The sequence below is a fragment of the Bifidobacterium hominis genome, from assembly GCF_040095915.1.
Taxonomy (GTDB): domain Bacteria; phylum Actinomycetota; class Actinomycetes; order Actinomycetales; family Bifidobacteriaceae; genus Bifidobacterium; species Bifidobacterium hominis.
Genome location: NZ_JBBMFR010000005.1, coordinates 78,290 through 100,149 on the forward strand (window position 1 = coordinate 78,290; position 21,860 = coordinate 100,149).

21 protein-coding genes and 1 tRNA gene are annotated in these 21,860 nt (G+C 54.8%); 7 read left to right on the top strand and 15 right to left on the bottom strand.

Features of this window, described 5'->3' with window-relative positions:
* Nucleotides 1–159: 159 nt before the first annotated feature.
* Nucleotides 160–1,026: a D-hexose-6-phosphate mutarotase gene (locus WMO36_RS05015; RefSeq protein WP_349077020.1), complete on the top strand. Its 867-nt coding sequence runs from the start codon at nt 160–162 to the stop codon at nt 1,024–1,026.
* Between the two features lie 97 nt (nt 1,027–1,123).
* On the opposite strand, the gene WMO36_RS05020 is transcribed toward WMO36_RS05015, so the two are convergent.
* From WMO36_RS05020 to WMO36_RS05040, 5 genes are all read right to left on the bottom strand, one after another.
* Nucleotides 1,124–1,561, bottom strand: coding sequence for a hypothetical protein (locus tag WMO36_RS05020; RefSeq protein ID WP_201797046.1), 438 nt, complete (start codon nt 1,559–1,561; stop codon nt 1,124–1,126).
* Between the two features lie 89 nt (nt 1,562–1,650).
* A complete protein-coding gene (locus tag WMO36_RS05025; RefSeq protein ID WP_337509913.1) occupies nt 1,651–1,905 on the bottom strand; it encodes a helix-turn-helix domain-containing protein in 255 nt (84 codons plus the stop codon).
* A 35-nt stretch (nt 1,906–1,940) separates the two neighbouring features.
* Nucleotides 1,941–3,767 carry a coiled-coil domain-containing protein gene (locus WMO36_RS05030; protein ID WP_099570678.1) on the bottom strand — a complete coding sequence of 609 codons (1,827 nt, stop codon included), beginning with the start codon at nt 3,765–3,767 and terminating at the stop codon, nt 1,941–1,943.
* 4 nt (nt 3,768–3,771) lie between these two features.
* Nucleotides 3,772–4,251, bottom strand: coding sequence for an ABC-three component system middle component 2 (locus WMO36_RS05035; RefSeq protein WP_333939256.1), 480 nt, complete (start codon nt 4,249–4,251; stop codon nt 3,772–3,774).
* Complete coding sequence (locus WMO36_RS05040; protein ID WP_349077022.1) at nt 4,211–4,906, bottom strand: ABC-three component system protein; 696 nt, start codon at nt 4,904–4,906, stop codon at nt 4,211–4,213. Before WMO36_RS05040 ends, WMO36_RS05035 begins: the two co-directional genes overlap by 41 nt.
* Nucleotides 4,907–5,529: 623 nt before the next feature.
* Between WMO36_RS05040 and WMO36_RS05045 the strand changes: the two genes are divergently transcribed.
* Nucleotides 5,530–5,721 (top strand): hypothetical protein, encoded by a 192-nt coding sequence (locus WMO36_RS05045; RefSeq protein WP_117789656.1) that lies wholly within the window; start codon nt 5,530–5,532, stop codon nt 5,719–5,721.
* A 223-nt stretch (nt 5,722–5,944) separates the two neighbouring features.
* Nucleotides 5,945–6,286 carry a hypothetical protein gene (locus tag WMO36_RS05050; RefSeq protein WP_180753642.1) on the top strand — a complete coding sequence of 114 codons (342 nt, stop codon included), beginning with the start codon at nt 5,945–5,947 and terminating at the stop codon, nt 6,284–6,286.
* Between the two features lie 146 nt (nt 6,287–6,432).
* Here the strand turns inward: WMO36_RS05050 and WMO36_RS05055 are convergent, their stop codons facing one another.
* The 8 genes from WMO36_RS05055 to WMO36_RS05090 all read right to left on the bottom strand — a co-directional run bounded on the left by WMO36_RS05055 (nt 6,433) and on the right by WMO36_RS05090 (nt 15,185).
* Nucleotides 6,433–6,558 (bottom strand): AlbA family DNA-binding domain-containing protein, encoded by a 126-nt coding sequence (locus WMO36_RS05055; RefSeq protein ID WP_259295469.1) that lies wholly within the window; start codon nt 6,556–6,558, stop codon nt 6,433–6,435.
* A 313-nt stretch (nt 6,559–6,871) separates the two neighbouring features.
* Nucleotides 6,872–6,945: transfer RNA gene (locus tag WMO36_RS05060), tRNA-Leu, on the bottom strand.
* A gap of 217 nt (nt 6,946–7,162) precedes the next feature.
* Nucleotides 7,163–8,605, bottom strand: a complete 1,443-nt coding sequence (gene pyk / locus WMO36_RS05065; RefSeq protein WP_099570681.1) for a pyruvate kinase — start codon at nt 8,603–8,605, stop codon at nt 7,163–7,165.
* Between the two features lie 173 nt (nt 8,606–8,778).
* Nucleotides 8,779–9,762 (bottom strand): TerC family protein, encoded by a 984-nt coding sequence (locus WMO36_RS05070; RefSeq protein WP_099570682.1) that lies wholly within the window; start codon nt 9,760–9,762, stop codon nt 8,779–8,781.
* A 39-nt stretch (nt 9,763–9,801) separates the two neighbouring features.
* Nucleotides 9,802–11,913 (bottom strand): excinuclease ABC subunit UvrB, encoded by a 2,112-nt coding sequence (gene uvrB, locus WMO36_RS05075; RefSeq protein WP_349077023.1) that lies wholly within the window; start codon nt 11,911–11,913, stop codon nt 9,802–9,804.
* 2 nt (nt 11,914–11,915) lie between these two features.
* Entirely contained in the window at nt 11,916–12,548 is a 633-nt protein-coding gene (gene coaE / locus WMO36_RS05080; protein ID WP_240832979.1) for a dephospho-CoA kinase, read from the bottom strand.
* 121 nt (nt 12,549–12,669) lie between these two features.
* The gene (gene rpsA / locus WMO36_RS05085; protein WP_003835223.1) at nt 12,670–14,145 is read right to left on the bottom strand and encodes a 30S ribosomal protein S1; all 1,476 of its coding nucleotides are present in this window, start codon (nt 14,143–14,145) and stop codon (nt 12,670–12,672) included.
* 164 nt (nt 14,146–14,309) lie between these two features.
* Complete coding sequence (locus tag WMO36_RS05090) at nt 14,310–15,185, bottom strand: bifunctional methylenetetrahydrofolate dehydrogenase/methenyltetrahydrofolate cyclohydrolase (RefSeq protein WP_099570684.1); 876 nt, start codon at nt 15,183–15,185, stop codon at nt 14,310–14,312.
* A gap of 140 nt (nt 15,186–15,325) precedes the next feature.
* On the opposite strand from WMO36_RS05090, the gene WMO36_RS05095 reads away from it, so the two are divergent.
* The 3 genes from WMO36_RS05095 to WMO36_RS05105 all read left to right on the top strand — a co-directional run bounded on the left by WMO36_RS05095 (nt 15,326) and on the right by WMO36_RS05105 (nt 18,333).
* Nucleotides 15,326–16,411, top strand: coding sequence for a metal ABC transporter solute-binding protein, Zn/Mn family (locus WMO36_RS05095; protein ID WP_099570685.1), 1,086 nt, complete (start codon nt 15,326–15,328; stop codon nt 16,409–16,411).
* Between the two features lie 189 nt (nt 16,412–16,600).
* Nucleotides 16,601–17,494 (top strand): ABC transporter ATP-binding protein, encoded by an 894-nt coding sequence (locus tag WMO36_RS05100; protein WP_374110562.1) that lies wholly within the window; start codon nt 16,601–16,603, stop codon nt 17,492–17,494.
* Between the two features lie 2 nt (nt 17,495–17,496).
* Complete coding sequence (locus WMO36_RS05105) at nt 17,497–18,333, top strand: metal ABC transporter permease (protein ID WP_099570687.1); 837 nt, start codon at nt 17,497–17,499, stop codon at nt 18,331–18,333.
* A 24-nt stretch (nt 18,334–18,357) separates the two neighbouring features.
* On the opposite strand, the gene ispF is transcribed toward WMO36_RS05105, so the two are convergent.
* A complete protein-coding gene (gene ispF / locus WMO36_RS05110) occupies nt 18,358–18,852 on the bottom strand; it encodes a 2-C-methyl-D-erythritol 2,4-cyclodiphosphate synthase (RefSeq protein WP_144164643.1) in 495 nt (164 codons plus the stop codon).
* 9 nt (nt 18,853–18,861) lie between these two features.
* Nucleotides 18,862–19,458: a CarD family transcriptional regulator gene (locus tag WMO36_RS05115; RefSeq protein WP_349077025.1), complete on the bottom strand. Its 597-nt coding sequence runs from the start codon at nt 19,456–19,458 to the stop codon at nt 18,862–18,864.
* 137 nt (nt 19,459–19,595) lie between these two features.
* Between WMO36_RS05115 and glgB the strand changes: the two genes are divergently transcribed.
* The gene (gene glgB, locus WMO36_RS05120) at nt 19,596–21,851 is read left to right on the top strand and encodes a 1,4-alpha-glucan branching protein GlgB (protein WP_250778725.1); all 2,256 of its coding nucleotides are present in this window, start codon (nt 19,596–19,598) and stop codon (nt 21,849–21,851) included.
* Nucleotides 21,852–21,860: the final 9 nt, after the last annotated feature.

A 21,860-nucleotide genomic window follows, 5' to 3' on the forward strand; every position in this document is an offset into this window, starting at 1 on the left:
ACTTTCATGGATGATACTAGCAGAAGCCTACAAGCGCGTGTTGTCGCAATCCTCATTTCTGCCTTGCATATCAAGCTGGAAAATTCAGGAAATATCACAATCTTGCAAAGTATCTTTCCGGGAATCATGTTTCAATGTCACCTTGTTTATACTGGGCGTATGAGTAGCACTTTCACTATCAGAGATATTGTCAACGAAAACGCAACGGCATCAGTCAGCGATTACGGTGCGCATGTGCTTTCCTGGGCACCCGTCGGCGAACAGCCTGTTGTCTGGCGCCCCAAGGCGATTTACCTTAAGGAAGGCACTGCCATCCGTGGCGGCGTTCCCATTATTTTCCCTTGGTTCAATTCCGGTTTTGAAGGCGGCCATGTGGCTTCGAAGACACCTAAGCATGGTTTTGCCCGCAACAGTTTCTGGCATTATGACGAGGAAGGGTCCACCGGAGCTCGTTTGCGCTACACGTTGGATTCGAGTGAGATCGACGCAGACATACTTTCCCAGTTTGTTTCTGGCCCGAATCCTCAATTTCATGCCGTTTACACCATTGAAGTCGGTCGAGAGTTGACGATGTCGCTTACCGTATGTAACGATGGCGACGAGCCATTGTCTTACGAAGAGGCACTGCATACGTATCTGCAGGTTGGCGACGCCGAACAGTCGCAGGTGTGCGGGCTTGAGGGCGCGGACTATCTCGATACCGTATTGGATGGCGATCCGCGTTGCAGCCAAGGTGATGAACCTGTGACCTTCCAAGGCATGGTTGACCGCATCTACTATTCGGCTAACACGCTTGAGCTGCGCGATCCTGTGCTGAAACGCACCGTCGTTGTTTCCAAACAGGGTGCGGCGCAGACCGTGGTGTGGAATCCGGGAGAACAAGCCGGAAACGCCATCGGCGATTTGGATGAGGGCGAATGGCGCGGCTTCGTCTGCGTGGAAGCCGTCAACAATCGCGATTGCGCGGTCGTCGTGCCTCCACACGACTCACATACCTTGCAGCAAACACTGTCGGTAAAGCACTGAAAGTAAATAGAAACTGCCGGTTCGATGAACATCAAGCATGGTTTCCAATGTCCATCGAGCCGGCAGTTTATTCATCGACAATCTTTCCCAGACTACGCTAATCGGCGTCATGTCGATCGTCCGGACTCGATGAATATCGGCGCAAAGTACATAACACCAATAAAACGTAATGTTTCCACGTCTTTCGTTTCGGAAACTCAATTTGAGCTTCTGTCACCGTCCAGGTATGATCGTCGTTTTCTGTGTTAAAAACATTTTTCCTGCCGAACCAATCCTCATCGCAGTAATTGTTCATGAGATTGCAGAGCCATGCCGGAGTGAAGACCTCGGCTTTCTTGCGGGTTCGGGCGACTTGCTCCTCCTGCGATTTCTGGATTCTCGGCTTGATGATGTCGGCGTGTTGCAGAAGCAGCTTTGCATCGATTTGCTCCTTGTCCGTGAAACCGTGGCCAAGTTCCTCGTAGGTATCCGTCGCCCATATAATGTTCCTTTTCGTCGACTTATCGGCGAGTAGCAGATCCAGAAGGGATGTCACGGGATCGCTTCCTATATCTATTAGCTTTTCCACTTGAGAGGCGTCCCTCCTTTGCTTTCCATATACACATTCATATCATGGCTTTCTCATTATTGGGAGGTAGCTGATGTCTTCCCGTCATCAGCTACCGACTCTTGCTTCTTATCGGGTACGAACTCCATGATGTCACCGACATCACAGTTCAAGGCGTTGCATATGCGAAGCAGAACGCCCGTGTTCACGTTTCCGCCTTTGCCCAGTTTCGCTATCGAAGTGGCGCTGACATCGCTCATCTTGCTCAGCTCTTTTTTCTTGATGTTGCGGTCGATCATAAGCTTGAACAGCTTGTTGTAACTGAAGTGCATTTGCAGGCCTCCGTGCCTTTATTCGCATGTGTTTCTTATTTAACACCGTTCAGGAATCCGTATCGTTTGCCAGGTTCGTTTGTTTTTTCAAACGTGGTGACCGTCGCATCACTGGCCTCATAGTCGAGGTGCGGGATGTGGTCTAGGTTCTCGATGATTATGAGTTGCCCCTCGTCTTGGTGAGCCATGAAATACCGATAGAGTCCGGCGCGCATGCTGTCCGGAATGTCTTCGCCCACGCCGTCATCAAAGCCGTGAAGAGGGGTATCAATTATGAATGACCCTGGATTGAACTTCGCGTGATTCGCCAGGTACTTCCTTAGCATCAGAATCATAACGGTATTCAGATAGGACCGATAACCCTTGCCATGGCTTGTTCCCTTGTCTTCACCGTTGACCACGATATCGAATTTTGTAAGATCGAAGTTCGCCTTGAGCAACCCTGAGTAATGGCACTCCTCGAGAATCTCCTGAGCGTATCCGGACATTGCTGGGACGAAGTCATCCGGAAAGTACTCTTTCGGATGGTACTCAGCGGGTTTGTCGTTCTTTTGCTCGTTCTCAATATCATCGAGGTCCCGGCCGAAGTCGGCGGAATACGACTCGATGACGCCAATCTCCGCCGTGACTTGCAGATAAGCTTTGTAGGAGCGCACGATGTCTATCTGCTTCGATTCCTGCGGCCTTAGCTCCATCTTGATTTTGGCTTCCAAGGAATCCCGTTCGGATTTCAGTTTCTCCAGGTTGTTTTCCGATTCCTTCTTTTGCTCTTCCACATCCTTTTCGGTATCAACGAGTCCGTTGAGCTGATCCATTGTCCTTTCCATGGTGACGCGAGCGGACTCCATGTATGTCTGTCTCTTGCGGGGAGTGATCGGATTATCGCAGTATGGGCAGAGCAGGGGCGGGTTTATGCCTTCGTATGATTCCTCGCCCTCCGCTATGAGCGATAGTCTCTGGATATCTGCCTTGTATTGATCGGATAGCCGGTTGTATCTGTTCAGCAGCACATTGCATTCGGCGATCCGCTGCTCTTCGGATGATATGGACGAGAGTATCCGTTGGCTCTCTTCCAGTGCCCGGTCGATTTTCCGTCGTGTCTCGTCAAGCGCGTTTGTCGCTTCTTCGATCTGGGCGTCTATGTCGATTCCGTCGAAAAGATGCAGCTTCTCTTCTAGCTCCGCCTTCCTGGCTGCGGCGTCCTGTATCTTCCTGTTCACGTAATCCTTCACAGCCTTGCGACGGGCCTTTTTGATTTCGCTCTTTTCCTGAGCATCCGTTTCCGTGAACGTTCGTCCTGTAAACAAATAAAGAAGCGCGGAAAGAAAGAGGGTGTTCTCCATGTAGCGATGGCTCGGCTCGACAATGGATTCCGCGTCATCCACGCGCCCTTCGTCAAGGTAGAAGACCCTCAGAAGATTCTTCCATGTGAGCCTTTTAGTTTCGAATCCGGAGTTCGTCACGATCCTTACATCAGGGTCGGTACCTATAAGCCTGAGCCATACTTCATTCAACGGTGGGTTTTTGGCGTTCTTCCTCAGCGAGACATCATAGATACCGCTTTCAATCCCAGCGACCGTGCTGTCAACCTCCACCTGGTTCTTGCCAACGGAACGCCGCAGCGTGACATCTCCCGGCTCATCATTTGCCGCCACGATCATGGTGACACCGTCGTATTGCGCGGAGTCCTTGAACGGCTTACTGGTCTGGCCGCCGTAGATGAAATCTATGCAGTTCGCCACACAGGTCTTTCCACTGTCGGATCGCCCTTGGATGATGTTCAGACCTTTTCCGAAGGTGACGCTGGCGTCGCCTTTTTTCGCACTGTTCGCAGTGACCTTCTTTATATAGAACCCAGGCATAGCGCTACCTCTTTGAAATCTTCGTGGACTGCCGATTTATGATCCCGGCCAATTCGACATCCGATTTGTTCCTGTATCTTCTGTTCACCTTTTTCATCACCGTCCGATATCGGCTCGCATATTCAGACACGAGCCCTTCGTCCAATGCGCGCCCTGAATCGGTCAGGGAATAGGTGATTCCCTCATTGCCGTCAGTGACATCTACCACGCCATCCATAACAAGGCCCTTCAGGGCTTCTCTCACCAGTTCCCGCTTTGCGGCGAGCTCACCAAACGCGAAAATGCTGTCACCGTTCAGGGATCCGTCATCAAGTCCGAATTCCCCGGCGCGCACGGTGATGAAATCGTATTCCGCGATCCTGTCAAGGGTCGCTCTTTCATGAATGACCCCCAGGAGCAGTACGACGTGCAGCGACATCTCAAACGGAGTGTTGAAAATCCTGTCAGTCATTGACATGCACCCACGATTCGATTGTCCCGTCATTCACCAGGATGTGGCAGATGCCTTTCTTTTCAAGATTCCCGATCAGGTTGCGCATCTGGCTGAGGATGGAGCGGTCAAGCGATGTGCTCGTCACCTTTTCCAGCACAGCATTCAGACGGGCGTAGCCGTCCGGGTAGTCCTTCCAGTATGTAGTGTCGATACCGCGCCATGCGTCGTCCTTCAGTATTTGGAATTCGTTCTCCCCGTCGGTGAACATGTCCCGCACGGAGCGTTCGACGCTCACGGCACTGTAATACGCTTCCCGTTGTTCACGGAAGTTTTCGCGCATGCCCCTGTTCAACAACGGCATGTCATCCTTGGTGAAATTCTCCCGATTGAGTTTCTCGGCGAAGACCTCATACAGGGCGTGTATGTATTCAAGTTCCTGTTCCGCGATGTTGTCCGGCACTAGAGCCTGGTTGATGGTGATGATCTCTCCTGCGATTTCCAGCTTGTTGCCTCTGCGTTCAATCGACGCGGGGGCGATGTTTTTTAATCTCTGTCCCTTTTCCAGTCGCTTGTAGTCAAGCTTGGTCACATCGTCCGATAGTCCTTCGGACCGGCGTTTGATGATCTGAGCGAGGATGTTCGCGCATGCCTTGCCGACTTCATACGGTTCGACGTCGAACCCGTACTCACCCAGTTTGTCACGCATGTGATCGAGGGCATCCATTGAATAGTGGCTCACAAAGTTGTCGAAAGATTCCTCGGACAGATTTGGAACAATCTGCGCGGCTTTCCTTTGTGAAATCTGGCGCTTGCCGCTGTAATAAGCGAGTCTCGTATTCGCGCTGAGCCCATAAATCGGATTCGGGTTTCCCTCCTTCTCCAATGCGGATTCATCGAGGATGGCATCAATCAATATAGATACGAATTCACTGTCATTCGCATTCGCCTCGTAATTCTCATGCATGCATTTGGCGAACTCACAAAATCTCAAGGCGCTTCCACCTCCCTCCTGAGTGGACAAATTATGTCCTCAAATGTCCGCGCATGTATCTGTTGCAAAAGGTCCGATTTCTTACACTCACCTTAGTGATTGAAAGGCAAGCGGCCGCGGCCTTCCTCTCATGAATGGGAACACAAGGATATTTTATCACGTGCCCACGCAAACGTCTATTTATTTTTGCGAACGCGAAATATCTTTCGACTTCCCAACCAATCACACGTCACTCGTGCACTGGCCGATCACCAGTGGCCCACACGATGGCGTGCATGTGCAAACCATACAAGGCGTGCCTATGGGCTGGAACGCCGCATCAAGACTGGAGGTCAACAGTGACAACAGATGACAAAGAGATGTGGCGGATCAACATCGAGAACGATACGGACATGGTGTGCTCCATGTATGGGAGCGAGACAGCCGAGTCCGTCTTCCGCCGCCATGGCGCTACGTGCTTCGACGATCTCAGCCCTGCATGCTACGAGGAGGTCTTCGGCGACCTCGAGCTGATGATCAACGACGACTGATTCTCATCGACCTGGGCATGTCGATAAACCGCCCCGCCTTGACGGTCGTTCGCCCAGTGCGCACTGGGCGGCTCGAGCCTCCGTGAAGGTGACATAAGTCAATAACAACCAGCTTACGAGCGTGGCTGGCCTTTCAGAACAGATTTCCCGTTCTGGATGGCTGGCCACGCTCCTTTTTTGCGCGGTGCCTCCGGTTCGGGAGAAGCAAACAGAGGTATCGCACATGAAAAACAACGGCAATCAGAGTCAACGCATCTATGACAAGGCAACCCGCACCTGGTATGAGGTGCCGGAGGACCAGTACCGGGAATTCGACAGGTGGCGCACGAATCTGCGCAAGCGCGAGCAGTACTGGGGGCGCTGCTTCTGCCCGCGAGGCAAGTGGTGGCTGTGCGACGGCGACTGCGTTGACTGCGAGTTCCACACGCGCAACGAGGTCTCCCTCGACGACCCTCTGCCTGACGGCGAGGGGACGCGCGGCGATTATGTGCCGGATGACAACCCGACTCCCGAGGAGATCATATCCGACCGCGACCTTCTGGAACGCACCTGCCTTGGACGGTGACGTGCGTGATCTCCACCCGGCGCGGTGTTGAACAGGGTGGGGTTTCTGGTCTCGTTCACGATGTTCCGTTCGATGCCGACCACCGACTTCTCGCCCACACCCTCGATGTTGCCGTCGTCGTTGACGTCGATAAGGATGTGGCCGCCCTAGCGGTTGGCAAATGAGCACACGGTTTCGAAAGTGTCTTTCTCCGGCACGGCACCGCATCTCTTGAACTCGACGGACAGTCCCTCTCCCTGCTCGAGCATCTCATCTATGTCACGAACCATCATTCGACCTCTTTCCACCCATGATTGCGGACAAAATCGCGGACAAGAAAACATCCACTTGACCGCAATAGTGACCGCAATCACAAAATCTGCACATTTACATATGGCGCACATATTCTCCCATACACGAGTCCAACGGGCATCGTTTCGAGATAAGGCGCCACTCTCACGAATCCAGCGCGATAGGATCATCACTGCCGAAAGGGGAATATGGCAGCAACGGCAAGGCACTGAGCTACCACGTAACTGCACATGTTGTCAGATAACAAGAAAGCCGCGGCGGGTGATACCCGTCCGCGGCTGTTCATCAATCCGGTGCCCCCGGTGGGACTCGAACCCACACTGTACAGATTTTGAGGCTGTCTCCTCTACCAATTGGGATACAGGGGCTTTCGCACAACTTAATTATTCTAACACGAAAAAAAGATTTCGCAAAGTCCTTGAGTGGTCGGCGTTTCGCACCATACTCGACACCTTGATCACAACCTATCGCAATCTATAAATCGGCCACAAACCAACATCATCCGAAAACAATAGGAGGGCTTCCATCCAAACGGACGAAAGCCCTCCTATTCGCTAATCAGTCAGTCACTGACCGAAACGCATTTCAGTCGCAAGCACCAACGGTGTGGACGTAGATGGAATCGGTGCGACCCGGCTGATGCTCGCCCTGGGCAGAGCTCAGCACAACGATCTTGTCACCATCGGTGACCTTGCCGGCATCCTTCAGGATCTTATCGGTGAAGATCATCAGGTCCTTGCGGGACTTGTCGTGGTAATCCTCATCGAGCAGGAAGGACTCGGTGCCCCAAGACAGAGCCAGCCAGTGATAGGTGTGCTCGTTGTTGGTGATGCCATAGATCGGGGTGGCCGGGCGTTCGCGGGACACGCGGTGCACGGTGGAACCGGTCTGGGTGTAGGCAACGATGGCCTTGGCGTTCAGCTTGTCAGCCAGATCCACAGCTGCGGAAGACACGGCGCCGGTGGAAGACATATCCAGGTTCTTCAGCTCCGGGATACGGTCGAAACCGTGCTCGGTGGCGAAGGAGGAGATGCGGCTCATGGTGTTCACGGTGACTGCCGGGTACTTGCCGACGGCGGTCTCGTTGGAAGTCATGGTCGCGTCGGCACCGTCGAGGACGGCGTTAGCGCAGTCAGATGCCTCTGCACGGGTCGGAACCGGGGAATTGACCATGGAGCCGAGGACTTCGGTAGCCACGATGACCGGCTTGGCGTACTGACGAGCCAGCTCGATGCAACGCTTGGTAGCCAGCGGGACCTCTTCCAGCGGGCACTCGACGGCCATGTCGCCACGGGCAACCATGATGCCGTCGAAGGCCTTGACGATCTCTTCAAGGTTCTCAAGAGCCTGCGGCTTCTCGATCTTGGCAACGACCGGGATGCGACGGCCTTCCTCGTCCATGATCTCGTGGGCGCGGTCGATGTCGGTGGCGAAACGCACGAAGGACATGGCGATGATGTCGGCGCCGGTGCGGATAGCCCAACGCAGATCGGCTTCATCCTTCTCGGTCAGAGCCGGCAGGGACACCGCGACACCCGGCAGGTTGATGCCCTTGTGGCTGGAAACCGGTCCGGCCACGACAACCTTGGTGTACACGTTGTTGCCTTCGACCTTGGTGACCTCGAGGCGAACCTTGCCGTCATCGATGAGGATCGGGTCGCCAGCATGGCAATCGCCCGGCAGGCCCTTGAAGGTGGTGGAGGTGATATGCTCGTCGCCCTCGATATCGTCGGTGGTGATGACGAACTCCTGGCCTTCGGTCAGCTGGACCTTGTCTTCGCCGTCGGCGTTCTTCTTGAACCAACCGCAACGGATCTTCGGACCCTGCAGATCAACCAGGGCTGCGACGTTGCGGCCGGTGGCCTTGGCGGCGGCGCGGAGGTTGTTGTAGACCTTGAGGTGGTCTTCCGGAGTGCCATGGGAGCGGTTCAGACGAGCGACGTCCATACCTGCTTCGACAAGGCTGGTGATGCCTTCCAGGGACTCGGTAGCTGGACCGATGGTATCTACGATCTTGGCTTTACGCATGAATGCCTGCCTATTCTTGTTGATATTGATTTGGGATCTGACGACCCTGTTTCCAGTGGCATAGTCTACTAGCAAAAAGCGCCCACTTCCACCTCAAAACGAGGCGTGTTGTGAGCGCTCACAATTCCGTAGGAGAATAGAAAAGCTCTATTCTCCCAACGTTTGCCGGACTGTCACTTTTCGTTCGCTTTCATGGTGCGCATCTTAAGAACACTTGCCAAAGCCGCGCCACCAATCGCAAGGACGATAACGGCAAGAGATAGCCATGTGGGAACTTCCGGCACCCAGGAAATCGGCTGCCCACCATTGAGGAACGGCAGCGAATTGCCGTGCAATGCCTCCATGATGAGCTTGACGCCGATAAAGCCGAGCACCACGGACAAACCCAACGGCAGGTAGACAAGTTTGTCGAGCAGCTCGCCAAGCAGGAAGTACAGCTGTTGCAAACCGAGCAACGCGAACACATTGGATGTGAACACAATGAATGGATCCTTCGTCAAACCGAAAATCGCAGGAATGGAGTCAAAAGCAAACATCACGTCGGTGGTTCCGATGGTCAGAAAGACGATCAGCATCGGAGTCCAATACTTGGCACCGTTTTTGACGGTACGCAACTTTTCTCCGTCATACTCATCGGTGATCTTGATGACCTTGCGCAATGTGCGGATCAAGCCATTCTCATGATATTCCTCATCTTCGTCTCCCCCGGTGACCAACTTGATGGCGGTGACGATGAGGAACGCGCCGAACAGGAAGAACACCCAGGTGAAGCGGGCGATAATGGCCGCGCCGATGAGGATGAACACGCCGCGCAACACCAATGCGATGGTGATGCCGATGGACAGCACGAATTTCTGCAGCTGTTTTGGCACCGCAAAATTCGACATGATGATGACGAAGACGAATAGATTATCAATACTCAGCGAATATTCCGTAAGCCAGCCCGAATAAAATTCGATGGCCGGCTTCGATCCCGCGAAGAACCACATAAGTCCGCCGAAGATCAACGCCATGACCACAAAGAACGCGATATGTTGCACGCATTCCTTGGTGGAGGGCACATGGGGCTTACGTCCGATGATAAACAAGTCGACCACGAAAAAGACGGCAAGAACCGCGAACGTGGCGATTTCAAAAACAAGTGGTGTTTCAGCCATAATCCACTATGGTACGGATGCCGTATGACCGGTCGAGAACTATTTGCTCGCCTCCGTCATCTGCCGAAGTTCCTTTTTCAGGTCACGTATCTCGTCACGCAGACGAGCCGCAAGCTCGAATTGCAGTTGTTCGGCAGCGGTATGCATCTGCTCGGAAAGCTGGCGAATCAGATCTGCCAGATCCTGCGCGGGCAATCCAGCCTTGAGAATCTCCTCGTGCCGTCTATCGGATTCCTCCTTGCTGGTAGCAGGCACGCCAAGATGCGAATTGCCGGCTTTGTCCGCGTTGCGGTATCCGGTACCAAGCAATGTCTGGGTGTCAACGTCCTCCTTGGCAAGCATGTCGTTGACATCGGAGATCTTCTTGATGAGCGGCTTCGGATCGATGCCATGTTCCTTGTTGTAGGCGATCTGGATGTCACGGCGGCGATTGGTCTCGTCGATGGCCTTGTGCATGGCGTCGGTGATGTCGTCGGCATACATGATGACGGTTCCGGACACATTTCTCGCGGCGCGACCAATCGTCTGGATGAGGGAACGGTAGGAACGCAGGAAACCTTCCTTATCGGCGTCAAGAATCGCGACCAACGACACTTCCGGCAAATCAAGACCCTCACGCAACAGGTTGATGCCGACAATGACGTCGATCTTGCCTTCTCGCAGTTCGCGCAACAATTCGACACGCCGCAAAGTGTCCACATCGGAGTGCAGGTATTCGACTTTGATGCCACGTTCCAGCAGATAATCGGTAAGATCTTCGGCCATCTTCTTGGTCAACGTAGTCACCAACGCACGTTCATTACGAGCCACACGATCCTTGATTTCAGCAAACAAATCATCGATCTGCCCGTCAACCGGACGCACATCGATCTGCGGATCAACCAATCCCGTCGGTCGGATGATCTGTTCGACCACACCATCACTCAGACCAAGTTCATAATCGCCCGGTGTGGCGGAAAGATAAACCGTCTGGCCGACGCGTTCAAGGAATTCCGGCCATTTGAGTGGACGATTGTCCATTGCCGAAGGCAAACGGAACCCGTGTTCCACCAGCGTGCGCTTACGGCTGGCGTCACCCTCATACATGGCGCCAATCTGAGGCACGGTAACATGCGATTCATCGATGACCAGCAGAAAATCGTCGGGGAAAAAGTCAAGCAGCGTGTGCGGAGGACTTCCCGGCTCTCGACCGTCGAAATGCCTCGAATAATTCTCCACTCCAGAGCAGACGCCAACTTGAGAGAGCATCTCCAAATCGTATGTGGTACGCATGGAAAGACGCTGCGCCTCAAGTTCCTTGCCTTGTTTGCGCAGTTCGGCGGTACGTTGGTCAAGTTCCTGCTGAATGGTAGACAATGCTCGCTCCATACGTTGCGGCCCTGCCACATAGTGCGATGCAGGGAAAATATGGACTTGCGATTGATGCCCAATCACATCTCCGGTAAGTGGATGCAGGGTTGAAATACGGTCGATTTCATCACCGAAGAACTCGATGCGGATGGCCAGTTCCTCATATACGGGAATGATTTCGACAGTATCGCCACGCACACGGAAAGTACCTCTGGTGAAGGCGATATCGTTGCGCTTGTACTGCATTGCAACGAAAGTACGCAGCAGCTCGTCTCGGTCAAGCTCCTGCCCTTCTTCCAAGAAAAGCATGCGACCGGCATATTCTTCCGGCGTACCGAGTCCGTAAATGCAGGAAACCGTTGCCACGACCACGCAATCACGACGCGTCAGCAGGTTCGCCGTGGCCGCATGGCGAAGTCGTTCCACATCGTCATTGATGTTGGAATCCTTTTCGATATACGTATCGGTTTGCGGAATATAGGCTTCCGGCTGGTAGTAGTCGTAATACGAAACGAAATAGCTCACCGCATTGTCTGGCATGAGCTCACGGAACTCGGCGCACAGCTGCGCTGCCAACGTTTTATTCGGTTCGATAATCAACGTCGGGCGTTGCAGACGTTCAATAAGCCATGCTGTGGTGGCGGTTTTGCCAGTTCCAGTGGCACCCATGAGCACCACATCGCTTTCACCGTTTTCAATGCGTTCCGCAAGCTCTTCAATCGCCTTAGGCTGGTCGCCGCTCGGCTTATACGGCGATTTGACCACAAACGGCTTGTTCGTGCGTTCAATATTGAATCCCATGCCTACCTCGCTTCCGTGCGCCATTGTTTCATCAGCATATCAATATGATCGAACATTTGTTCCAATGGCTGTGTGGAATCGATGATCTCATCGGCAATGGCAAGACGCTGTTCCGCGCTGGATTGATGGTTCACACGATTCCATGCCTGGCTTTCGCTCATGCCTCGCGTTGCCATCATTCTGCTTACCCTTACCTGTTCGGGCGCTTCAACAGTTACGATATGGTCGAATTCAAAAGGGATGCTGTCGATTACTTCGGCGAGTAACGGTATGTCATGCACCACTACGGCTTGACAATCAGCTTCAACAGCCTCATGTTCGAGCTGTACTGCAAGCTCATAAATCAGTGGATGCTCGATTCCGTCCAGCATCTTGCGCTTCCGTTCCGCATCGGAGCCGGAAAACACATGCTCCGACATCCACGCTCGATTGAGCTCACCTCGATCGGTCAAAGCATCGGAGCCGAAACATTTCGCTATGCGCTGAAGGCCAACGCTGCCGGGTTCCACCACTCGACGCGCAAGCAGATCATAATCGACAAGTACCGCACCAAGCTCACGCAGTCTTGCGGACACCGTGCTTTTGCCAGCCGCTATGCCGCCGGTCAATCCTATTCGAATCACCACAACCGCCATTCTAATGCGCTTCACATGCACGCTTGACATGCACATACGAAAAGACCCCGAACCTGAATCAGGAACGGGGTCTTTTCTAGGATCTAGCCTGAGCTGGATTGGATTCTAGCTCAGCATACAATCACTTGCCGAGCAGCTGGTCGCGCAGAGCGGCGAGCTGGTCGGAGTCGGCGAGGGTGCCGGCGGAAGTGTTCTCGGAGGAGTAGTTGGAAGACACCTCTTCGACCTTCTCTTCCTTCGGAGCCTGGCCATCTTCAGCGGCGGAAGCTTCAGCGTTCTCGAGCTCCTTGGCCACAAATTCCTTGTGCTGCTCCCACAGATCGTGAGCGGCGGCGTACTGGGACTCCCACTCCTCACGCTGCTTCTCGTAACCAGCGATCCACTCGTTGGTTGCCGGGTCGAAGCCTTCCGGATACTTGTAGTTGCCCTGCTCGTCGTACTCTGCCGGCATGCCGTACAGAGCCGGATCGAAGTCCTCGGAAGCCGGATCGACGGAGTCGTTAGCCTGCTTGAGGGACAGGGAGATGCGGCGACGATCGAGATCAACGTCAATCACCTTGACGAACACTTCTTCGCCCGGCTTGACGACGGTCTCCGGGTTCTCCACGTGGCGGTTGGCCAGCTCGGAGATGTGCACGAGGCCTTCGATGCCGTCTTCGACGGAGATGAAGACACCGAACTGAACGATCTTGGTGACCTTGCCCTTGACAATCTGACCAGGAACGTGGGTGCGAGCGAAGCGCTGCCACGGATCTTCCTGGGTGGCCTTGAGGGACAGGGAGATGCGTTCACGATCAAGATCAACGTCGAGCACCTCGACGGTGACCTTGTCGCCGACCTTGACGACCTCGGACGGATGGTCAATGTGCTTCCAAGACAACTCGGAAACGTGGATCAGGCCGTCAACACCGCCCAGATCAACGAATGCACCGAAGTTGACGATGGAGGACACGACACCTTCGCGAATCTGGCCCTTCTTAAGCTGGGACAGGAAGGTCTCACGCACTTCGGACTGGGTCTCCTCGAGGTACTGGCGACGGGAGAGCACCACATTGTTGCGGTTCTTGTCGAGCTCGAGGATCTTGGCCTTGATGGTCTGGCCAATGTACGGGGACAGGTCGCGGACGCGACGCATTTCGACCAGGGATGCCGGCAGGAAGCCACGCAGACCGATGTCGACGATGAGACCACCCTTGACAGCTTCGATAACGGTGCCTTCGACAACGCCATCGGCTTCTTTGATCTTCTCGATGTCGCCCCAAGCGCGCTCGTACTGTGCACGCTTCTTGGACAGAATCAGACGGCCTTCCTTGTCTTCCTTGGTGACGACAAGAGCCTCAATGGTGTCGCCGACCTCGACGACTTCGTCCGGATCAACGTCCTTCTTGATGGAAAGCTCACGGGAGGGAATGACGCCCTCAGTCTTGTAGCCGATGTCGAGCAGGACCTCGTCGTGATCGACCTTGACGACGGTACCTTCGACCAGATCACCATCACCGAAGTTCTTGATGGTGGAATCGACTGCCTTGATGAAGTCCTCTTCGGTGCCGATGTCGTTGATGGCGACCTTGGCGACTTCGTTATTGTTCTCTGCCATTAATTTGGTTTCTTACAAATAGTGGGTGGATAAAATCGGTCTTCAGTTATATGCATGCGATATAACACATGCAAGGCGCAAGTTTACATGGGACCATGCACAAAAAAGACGTGCTACAACACGCGACACGCCCGAAATCAGCTTGCATCGTGCATAAAGCGCAATTACAGCTGACGCTCGGCCATCTCTACCACATTCTCCAACAACATGGCACGGGTCATAGGTCCGACACCACCCGGGTTCGGCGTATATGCCGAAACCTTCTCGTAGCAGGCTTTGTCAACATCGCCCTTCACGCGATAGCGGCCGGCTTCCTCGTCAAACACACGGGAAACGCCGACATCGACCAGCACCGCACCTTCCTTGATGTCTTCCGGCTTAACAAAGCCAGCGGAACCCATGGCCGCAATAATGACGTCGGCCTCGAGCATATGCTTGCGCACATCCTTGGTGCCTGTGTGGCACAGCGTAACCGTGGAGTTCACCGCCTTGCGTGTCAGCATCAGACCAACCGTACGCCCGATGGTGATGCCTCGACCGAGCACGCAGACCTCTTTGCCGTCCAAATCGATGTCATAGGCATTCAGCAGTTCGATCACGCCTCGCGGAGTACACGGCAGCGGCGTGGTAATGTCTCCTCGCGCGTGCAGCACAAGTTCGCCAAGATTGTACGGATGCATGCCATCCGCATCCTTCTTGGGGTCGATCAGATCAATGATGGCGTTTTCGTCAATACCTTTCGGCAAAGGCAGCTGCACGATATAGCCCGTGCAGGCAGGATCAGCGTTAAGTTCCTGCACGGCTTCAGCGATCTGTTCGAACGTTGCGTCGGCGGGCAACTCCTTCTTAATGGAGTTCACACCGATTTCAGCGCAATCGGCATGTTTTCCAGCAACATATTTGACGGAGCCGGGATCGGAACCAACCAGAATGGTGCCAAGACCGGGGTCAACCCCCCGCTCTTTCAACGACGCGACGCGTTCGGCGAGATTCGCTTTAATCCGTGCGGACACCATCTTTCCATCGATTTTCACTGCCATGCTGGCCACTCCCCTTTTTATTGGATTGCTGTTGTATTGGCATTTGCATGTATCATAGGCTATCTTGGTTTCAGTCGTAAGTCGCACACGTATTTATGAGATGAACACGATTAAGGCGGTTCAGGAAGAGGGCAACCGATATGCGCTTGCACAGACGTTCTTTGTTACGCGCTTTTGCCGCGGGACTCGCGCTTTGCATGACGTTCGGCACGACAGCATGCTTTGGAAGATCCTCTTCGCAGAAGGATGATGCTTCCGTCGATTCCGATGCGCAGACCGAACAGATCACGCCGATCGAGGTGGTTGCCTCGGTCAACCAGTGGGGATCTCTCGCCGAGCAGATAGGCGGCGTTCACGTGAAAGTCACGTCGATCCTGTCTTCGACCGATGTTGACGCGCATGATTTCGAGCCGAAGACCGACGACATCGGCAAGCTTCAACAGGCGCAGGTCGCGGTGGCCAATGGCGCGGGCTACGACGCTTGGGCCACCAAGAATCTCAGCAAAGACACCGTTTCTGTTTCCGCGGCACAGATGGTCGGCGCCATCGAGGGCGACAATCCGCATCTGTGGTTCTCCAGCGACGCCCGCAACGCCATGGCCAAGGAATTGGCCGACACGTACAGCCGTATCATGCCCACGCAAAAGAAGTATTTCAATAACAAGCTCGCCGCGTGGAACAGACGAGAAAAGAAAATAGAGAAAGACATGAAGGCGTTCAGTGACACGCATAAGGACGCCTCCTATGCCGCCACCGAACCCGTCGCCTACTATCTACTCAGCGACATGGGGTTCACCGACAACACGCCGGAAGGATACCTGCAATCGGCAAGCACAGGCTCTGAACCAGCCCCTGACGATCTTCGGGAATTCCAGGAATTGCTGGAAAAACATAAGGTCGACGTACTTATCAACAATACGCAATCCACAAGCGACGCCACGAACACGCTGACCGGCACCGCTTATAAATCGGATGTTCCCGTACTTGACATCAGCGAACAAATGCCTTCCGACTGCAAAAGCCTGACATCATGGATCAGCTCACTCATCCTCTCACTGAACGACATGTTCGACGAGCAATCCGACTCCGACACCAGTTCCAACGACGATTCGGAAAACACGGATTCGAAGGATCCTGCGGATTCCTCCGCTGCCGACGATCCACAAATGGCGAATGAATCGGATGGTGAATCAAGCGACGCCCCGCAGCCGAATCCAAGCAAATAACCTTTTAATATCGTCTTCCTTTCAATATCGTCTTCAAAGACCGTTTCACCGTTCGATCGAACGTGAGACGGTCTTTTTTTCTTGCTTACGAAGGCTTCTGGCGCCGTCTTGGGATTCCTTCAACGAGTCACTTTGAATGCCGGCCCACGTCTCCCTTATTGAGAATGATTGTCAACACCATTTGCGAGTATGTACGTGCGTTCAAACCAAGGAGAAGCCATGCACGACGAGACACCTGCCTGCATCGAATTCGACGACGCCTGCGTCAAACGAGGCGGTCGCATCATCTGGCAACATGGCACGTTCAGCATTCCGCAAGGCTCGGTAACCGCAATCGTCGGCACCAACGGGGCCGGCAAGACCACGATGATGAAGGCCGAACTGGGGCTGATTCCGACCGCGCACGGCAGCATCAGGGTGCTCGGTCAGCCTGCAGGTTCCGCAAACCGCCGCATCGGCTATGTGCCGCAGAGCTACGCTTCCGACATCGAATCGAATATCACCGCGGAACAGTCGGTGCTCCTTGGCCTGACGGGAACCAAATTCGGCATCCATCCCGTCACCAAAGCACTCCGAGACAAGGCCCGCAAGGCCATGGACTTCGTCGGCCTGCAAGACAAAGCAAACTACCGCCTGTCCGAGCTTTCGGGCGGACTACGCCAAAGGGTCGCCATCGCGCAGGCGCTCGTGGACGATCCAAAACTGCTGATGCTCGACGAGCCCCTCGCCAATCTCGATCTGGCAAGCCAACGCGCCACCGTGCACGTGCTCGCCAAACTCAACCGCGAGCTCGGCATGACCATTCAGGTGGTGGCGCACGATCTCAACATGTTGCTGCCGATCCTTACCGGAGCCGTCTATCTGCTTGACGGGCATCCGCACTATGCAGGCATGAACGAGGTGCTGGATTCCCATCTGCTCACGCATTTGTACGGCACGACCGTACAGGTGGTCACCACTCCGCAAGGAGATATGTTCGTGACACCAAGCGAGGACGAGCCTGAAAACACGAACATCGATATGCATGCTCCAGAAGAAATCGCGCAATTCCACCATCACAGCCACACCACGCAGGAGGACTGAACATGGACGGCACCGTATTCGCTTTCGACCCGGATTGGGTTTCCACGCTCAGCGCCCCATTCATGACGAACGCGTTTATCGCCGGCCTGTGCATCGCATTGGCGGCCGGCATGATGGGTTATTTCACCATCGCCAGACATTCCACATTCGCAGCCCACGCCTTGGCGCATATCGGACTGCCAGGTGCCACCGGAGCCGTATTGCTCGGTCTGCCTGTCTCCGCAGGTCTTGGCGTGTTCGCCCTCGGCGGAGCGCTGGTGATCGGCGCGCTTGGCAAGAAAGCATCGCAGCGTGAGATCGCCACTGGAACCGTGCTCGCCTTCGCCACCGGCCTTGGCTTGTTTTTCGCACGCATGTCAAGTTCGGCCTCGCAGCAGATGCAGTCGATTTTGTTCGGATCGATTCTGACGATTACCGACGGTCAGATCATTGGCTTTGCGATTTTCGATGTGTTGCTGTTGGCGGTTCTGGCCGTTATCTATCGTCCACTGTTATTCAGTTCGCTTGATGAGCAAGTGGCGCAGGCGAAAGGCGTGCCCGTCGGTTTTATGAATATCTGTTTTATGGCGATTATGGCCGGCGTCATCACGATTGCAGTTCCAGCAGTTGGCACATTGCTGATTTTCGCGTTGGTGATCACTCCCGCCGCCACCGCCAACATCATTGCCCGCTCGCCATTCAAGGCGATGGTCGTCGCCACGGTAATCTGCCTGATTTCGATTTGGGGAGGACTGGTGCTTTCCGCCATGTTCCCGGCTCCCCCAAGCTTCATTATCGTAACGATTTCAACGCTGTTCTGGGCGATTGCGAAAGCGGTTGAATCCTTCAGAAGGAAATAACGAAACAGCCGTAAGGAAAAGGCATCAGGCTTCCTGCCTTACCGGCTCGACCGGTTCCACCAAAGCATTGGCGATCGCGGCGATGCCTTCGCCGGAACCAGTGAATCCCATACCATCCGTAGTGGTGGCGGTTAACGACACGTCGCAGCCCACAGCCTCGGACAACGCCCTCTCGGCCTCTTCCCTACGTTTGCCGATTTTCGGCCGATTGGCGATCACGACCACACTGGCGCTCGACGGCCTCATGCCATGTTCGTTCAGATAGTCGACCGTGGTTCGCAGCATCTCGGCACCATGTTTGCCTGCGCCGTCGGACTGCGAGCCGACACCGAACAAAGTGCCGATATCGCCAAGGCGTGCTGCGGAAAGCAATGCGTCAATCAACGCATGTGCCGCAACGTCGCCATCCGAATCACCCTCGATGCCATCGCCATCCCAACGCAAACAGGCAAGCCACAACGGCTTGCCTGCATCACGGGATGCGAATCGATGCGCGTCAAAACCCTGACCGATACGCATGAAAACGCCTTACTTCTTCTTGGACTTCTTGCCTTCGGCTTCAACTCGAGCCAACGTATCCATAGCAGCTTCCTCAGGAGCCTCGGTATGATGCTTCTCATCGCCAGGCTGAGCGGGCTCATATCCGAGATTCACATCCAGCAGACGCTGGGCTTCGACTTCATCAAGCTTTTCAGACAGGGAAATCTCCGAGGTCAGAATGTTGCGGGCCTTGGTAAGCATGCGCTTCTCACCTGCGGACAGACCATGCTCGTCGACATCACGTTGGGCAAGATCGCGCACCACTTCGGCGATCTTATTGACGTCGCCAGTGGCGATCTTCTCGACGTTCAGCTTGTAGCGACGAGACCAGTTCATCTCCTTCTCAATGATCGGAGTACGCAGAATCTCGAATACCTTGGCCACTTCGTTGGCGTCAACGATGTCTCGCACGCCAACTTTCCTAGCATTGTCGACCGGAACGTTGATGACCAGACCGTCAGACGAAAGCACCGACAGCTGCAGATATTCGCGGGTGACTCCCTTGACTGTCCGTTCGGTGATGCCCTCCACCTTCGCAGCGCCGTGACGCGGATAGACGACCATGTCGCCGACCTTGTAACCCATGAATCCTCCGTGAAAAGCTTACACAAAACCCAAATTATTGTGCCATCAGGGGTGGACTTGACCAAAAACGCTTGAAAAAACAAAAAATAGGCGCGACACGGGCCACTTTTCTTGCATTTCATGCTTACACTTTTGCCATGGCTACAGAATCCAAGATCAATGAAGATGTCGTTGCTGTTCCTGTTTCCCAGGGCACACTGGATGCAGTAAGCAACGGTACGTTCTACAATCCCCACGAGGTGCTCGGTGGGCACCTCGGCTCCGGCAAGCACACGGATGTCGTCACGATCCGCGCCTTGCGTCCGTTGGCAAAATCCGTGACGATCCTCACTGAACAAGGTCAAACACTCGCAATCCATGAATACAACGGCGTCTTCATGGCACTCGTTCCCGCTGTCGCCACCGATGATGGCTACGGCGTACCGGATTACCGCATCCGCACTGAATATGAAGACGGTTCCGTTGTTGTTTCCGACGATCCCTATCGTTATCTGCCGACTATCGGCGAGATGGACATGTATCTGTTTGGCGAAGGACGCCACGAGCGCCTGTGGGATGCGCTTGGCGCGCACGTGCTCCGCTACGATGACCCGATGGGTTCCTCCGAGGGCGTAAAGAACGAGCAGGTGGTCGGCACCGCGTTCACCGTGTGGGCACCGAACGCCCACGCAGTGCGTGTGGTCGGCGACTTCAACGGCTGGAATGGCCGTGCCCACGCCATGCGTGAACTCGGATCCTCTGGTATCTGGGAACTGTTCATCCCGGGCATCAGCGCTGGCGAGATCTATAAGTATGAGATCCTCAACGCCAACAATGAGTGGACCATGAAGGCCGATCCGATGGAACGCTCCCATGAGATTCCGCCACGTACCGGATCCATCGTGGTCGAGTCCACCCATGAGTGGAATGACGCCGATTGGCTGGCCGAGCGCGCGGCCAAAGACCCGCATAACGGCCCCGTCAGCATCTACGAGGTAAATGCCTCCAGCTGGCGCAAGGACGTGAACGACTACCGCGAGCTCGCCGACAAGCTGGTCCCCTACGTGCAGAAGGAAGGCTTCACGCACGTGGAGTTCATGCCGTTGGCGGAGCATCCGTTCTCTGGCTCCTGGGGCTATCAGGTGACCGGCTACTACGCGATTGATTCACGTTTGGGAGGTCCGGACGACTTCAAGTATCTCGTTGAGAAACTGCACGAAGCCGGCATCGGTGTGATTATGGACTGGGTTCCGGCCCACTTCCCGAAGGATGCGTTCGCACTGGGTCGCTTCGATGGCACGCCGCTGTACGAGGATCCGGATCCGACGCGTGGAGAGCACCCGGATTGGGGTACGTACGTGTTCAATTTCGGGCGCCGCGAGGTGCGCAACTTCCTAGTGGCCAACGCCTGCTTCTGGCTGGATGAATTCCATATCGACGCTCTCCGCGTGGACGCGGTCTCCTCCATGCTGTACTTGGATTACAGCCGCGAGGCCGGCCAGTGGCATCCGAACATCTACGGAGGCCGCGAGAATCTCGAGGCCATCGACTTCCTCAAAGAAGCCAACGCCACGGCATACAAGAACAATCCGGGCATCATGATGATCGCCGAGGAATCCACGGCATACCCGGGCATTACCGCACCGACCGACGCAGGCGGCTTGGGATTCGGCCTCAAGTGGAACATGGGCTGGATGCACGACACCCTGCAGTACCTGCATGAGGAGCCGATCAACCGCAAATGGCACCACAACGAGATCACCTTCTCCATGGTGTATGCCTATTCGGAACACTATGTGTTGCCGATCAGCCATGATGAGGTTGTGTACGGCAAGGGTTCCGTGTTTGGCAAGATGCCAGGCAACGATTGGCAGAAGTATGCCGGCGTCCGTGCGCTGTTCGCCTACCAGTGGGCGCATCCGGGCAAGAACCTCACCTTCATGGGCAATGAAATCGCCCAGTATGGCGAGTGGGACCACGACGGCTCCATCGACTGGGATGCCCTTGAATGGCCCGATCATCAAGGCGTGCAGAAGCTTGTCGCCGACTTGAATGAGCTGTACAAGACATCGCCGGCATTGTGGAGCCAGGATTTCGATCCTGCAGGCTTCCAGTGGCTCACCAGCGATGACGCCGACCACAACACGCTCAGCTTCGTGCGTATCGGCAAGGATGGCGAGCAGATGGTCGCCATCGTGAACTTCTCCGGCGAAGCCTGGTCCGACTATCAGGTGCCGCTCACCAAGGGCGGAAAGTGGACGGAAGTGCTGACCACAGACGACGAGATCTACGGCGGCTCCGGCATTCATAATGGCACGGTCGAAGCAGTCGAAGGCGAGTATCATTCACGAGATTGGTCCGCAAAGATCACCGTTCCGGCACTGGGCGCAGTATTCTTGAAGCCGGAACTCTGAGAAAGGCGG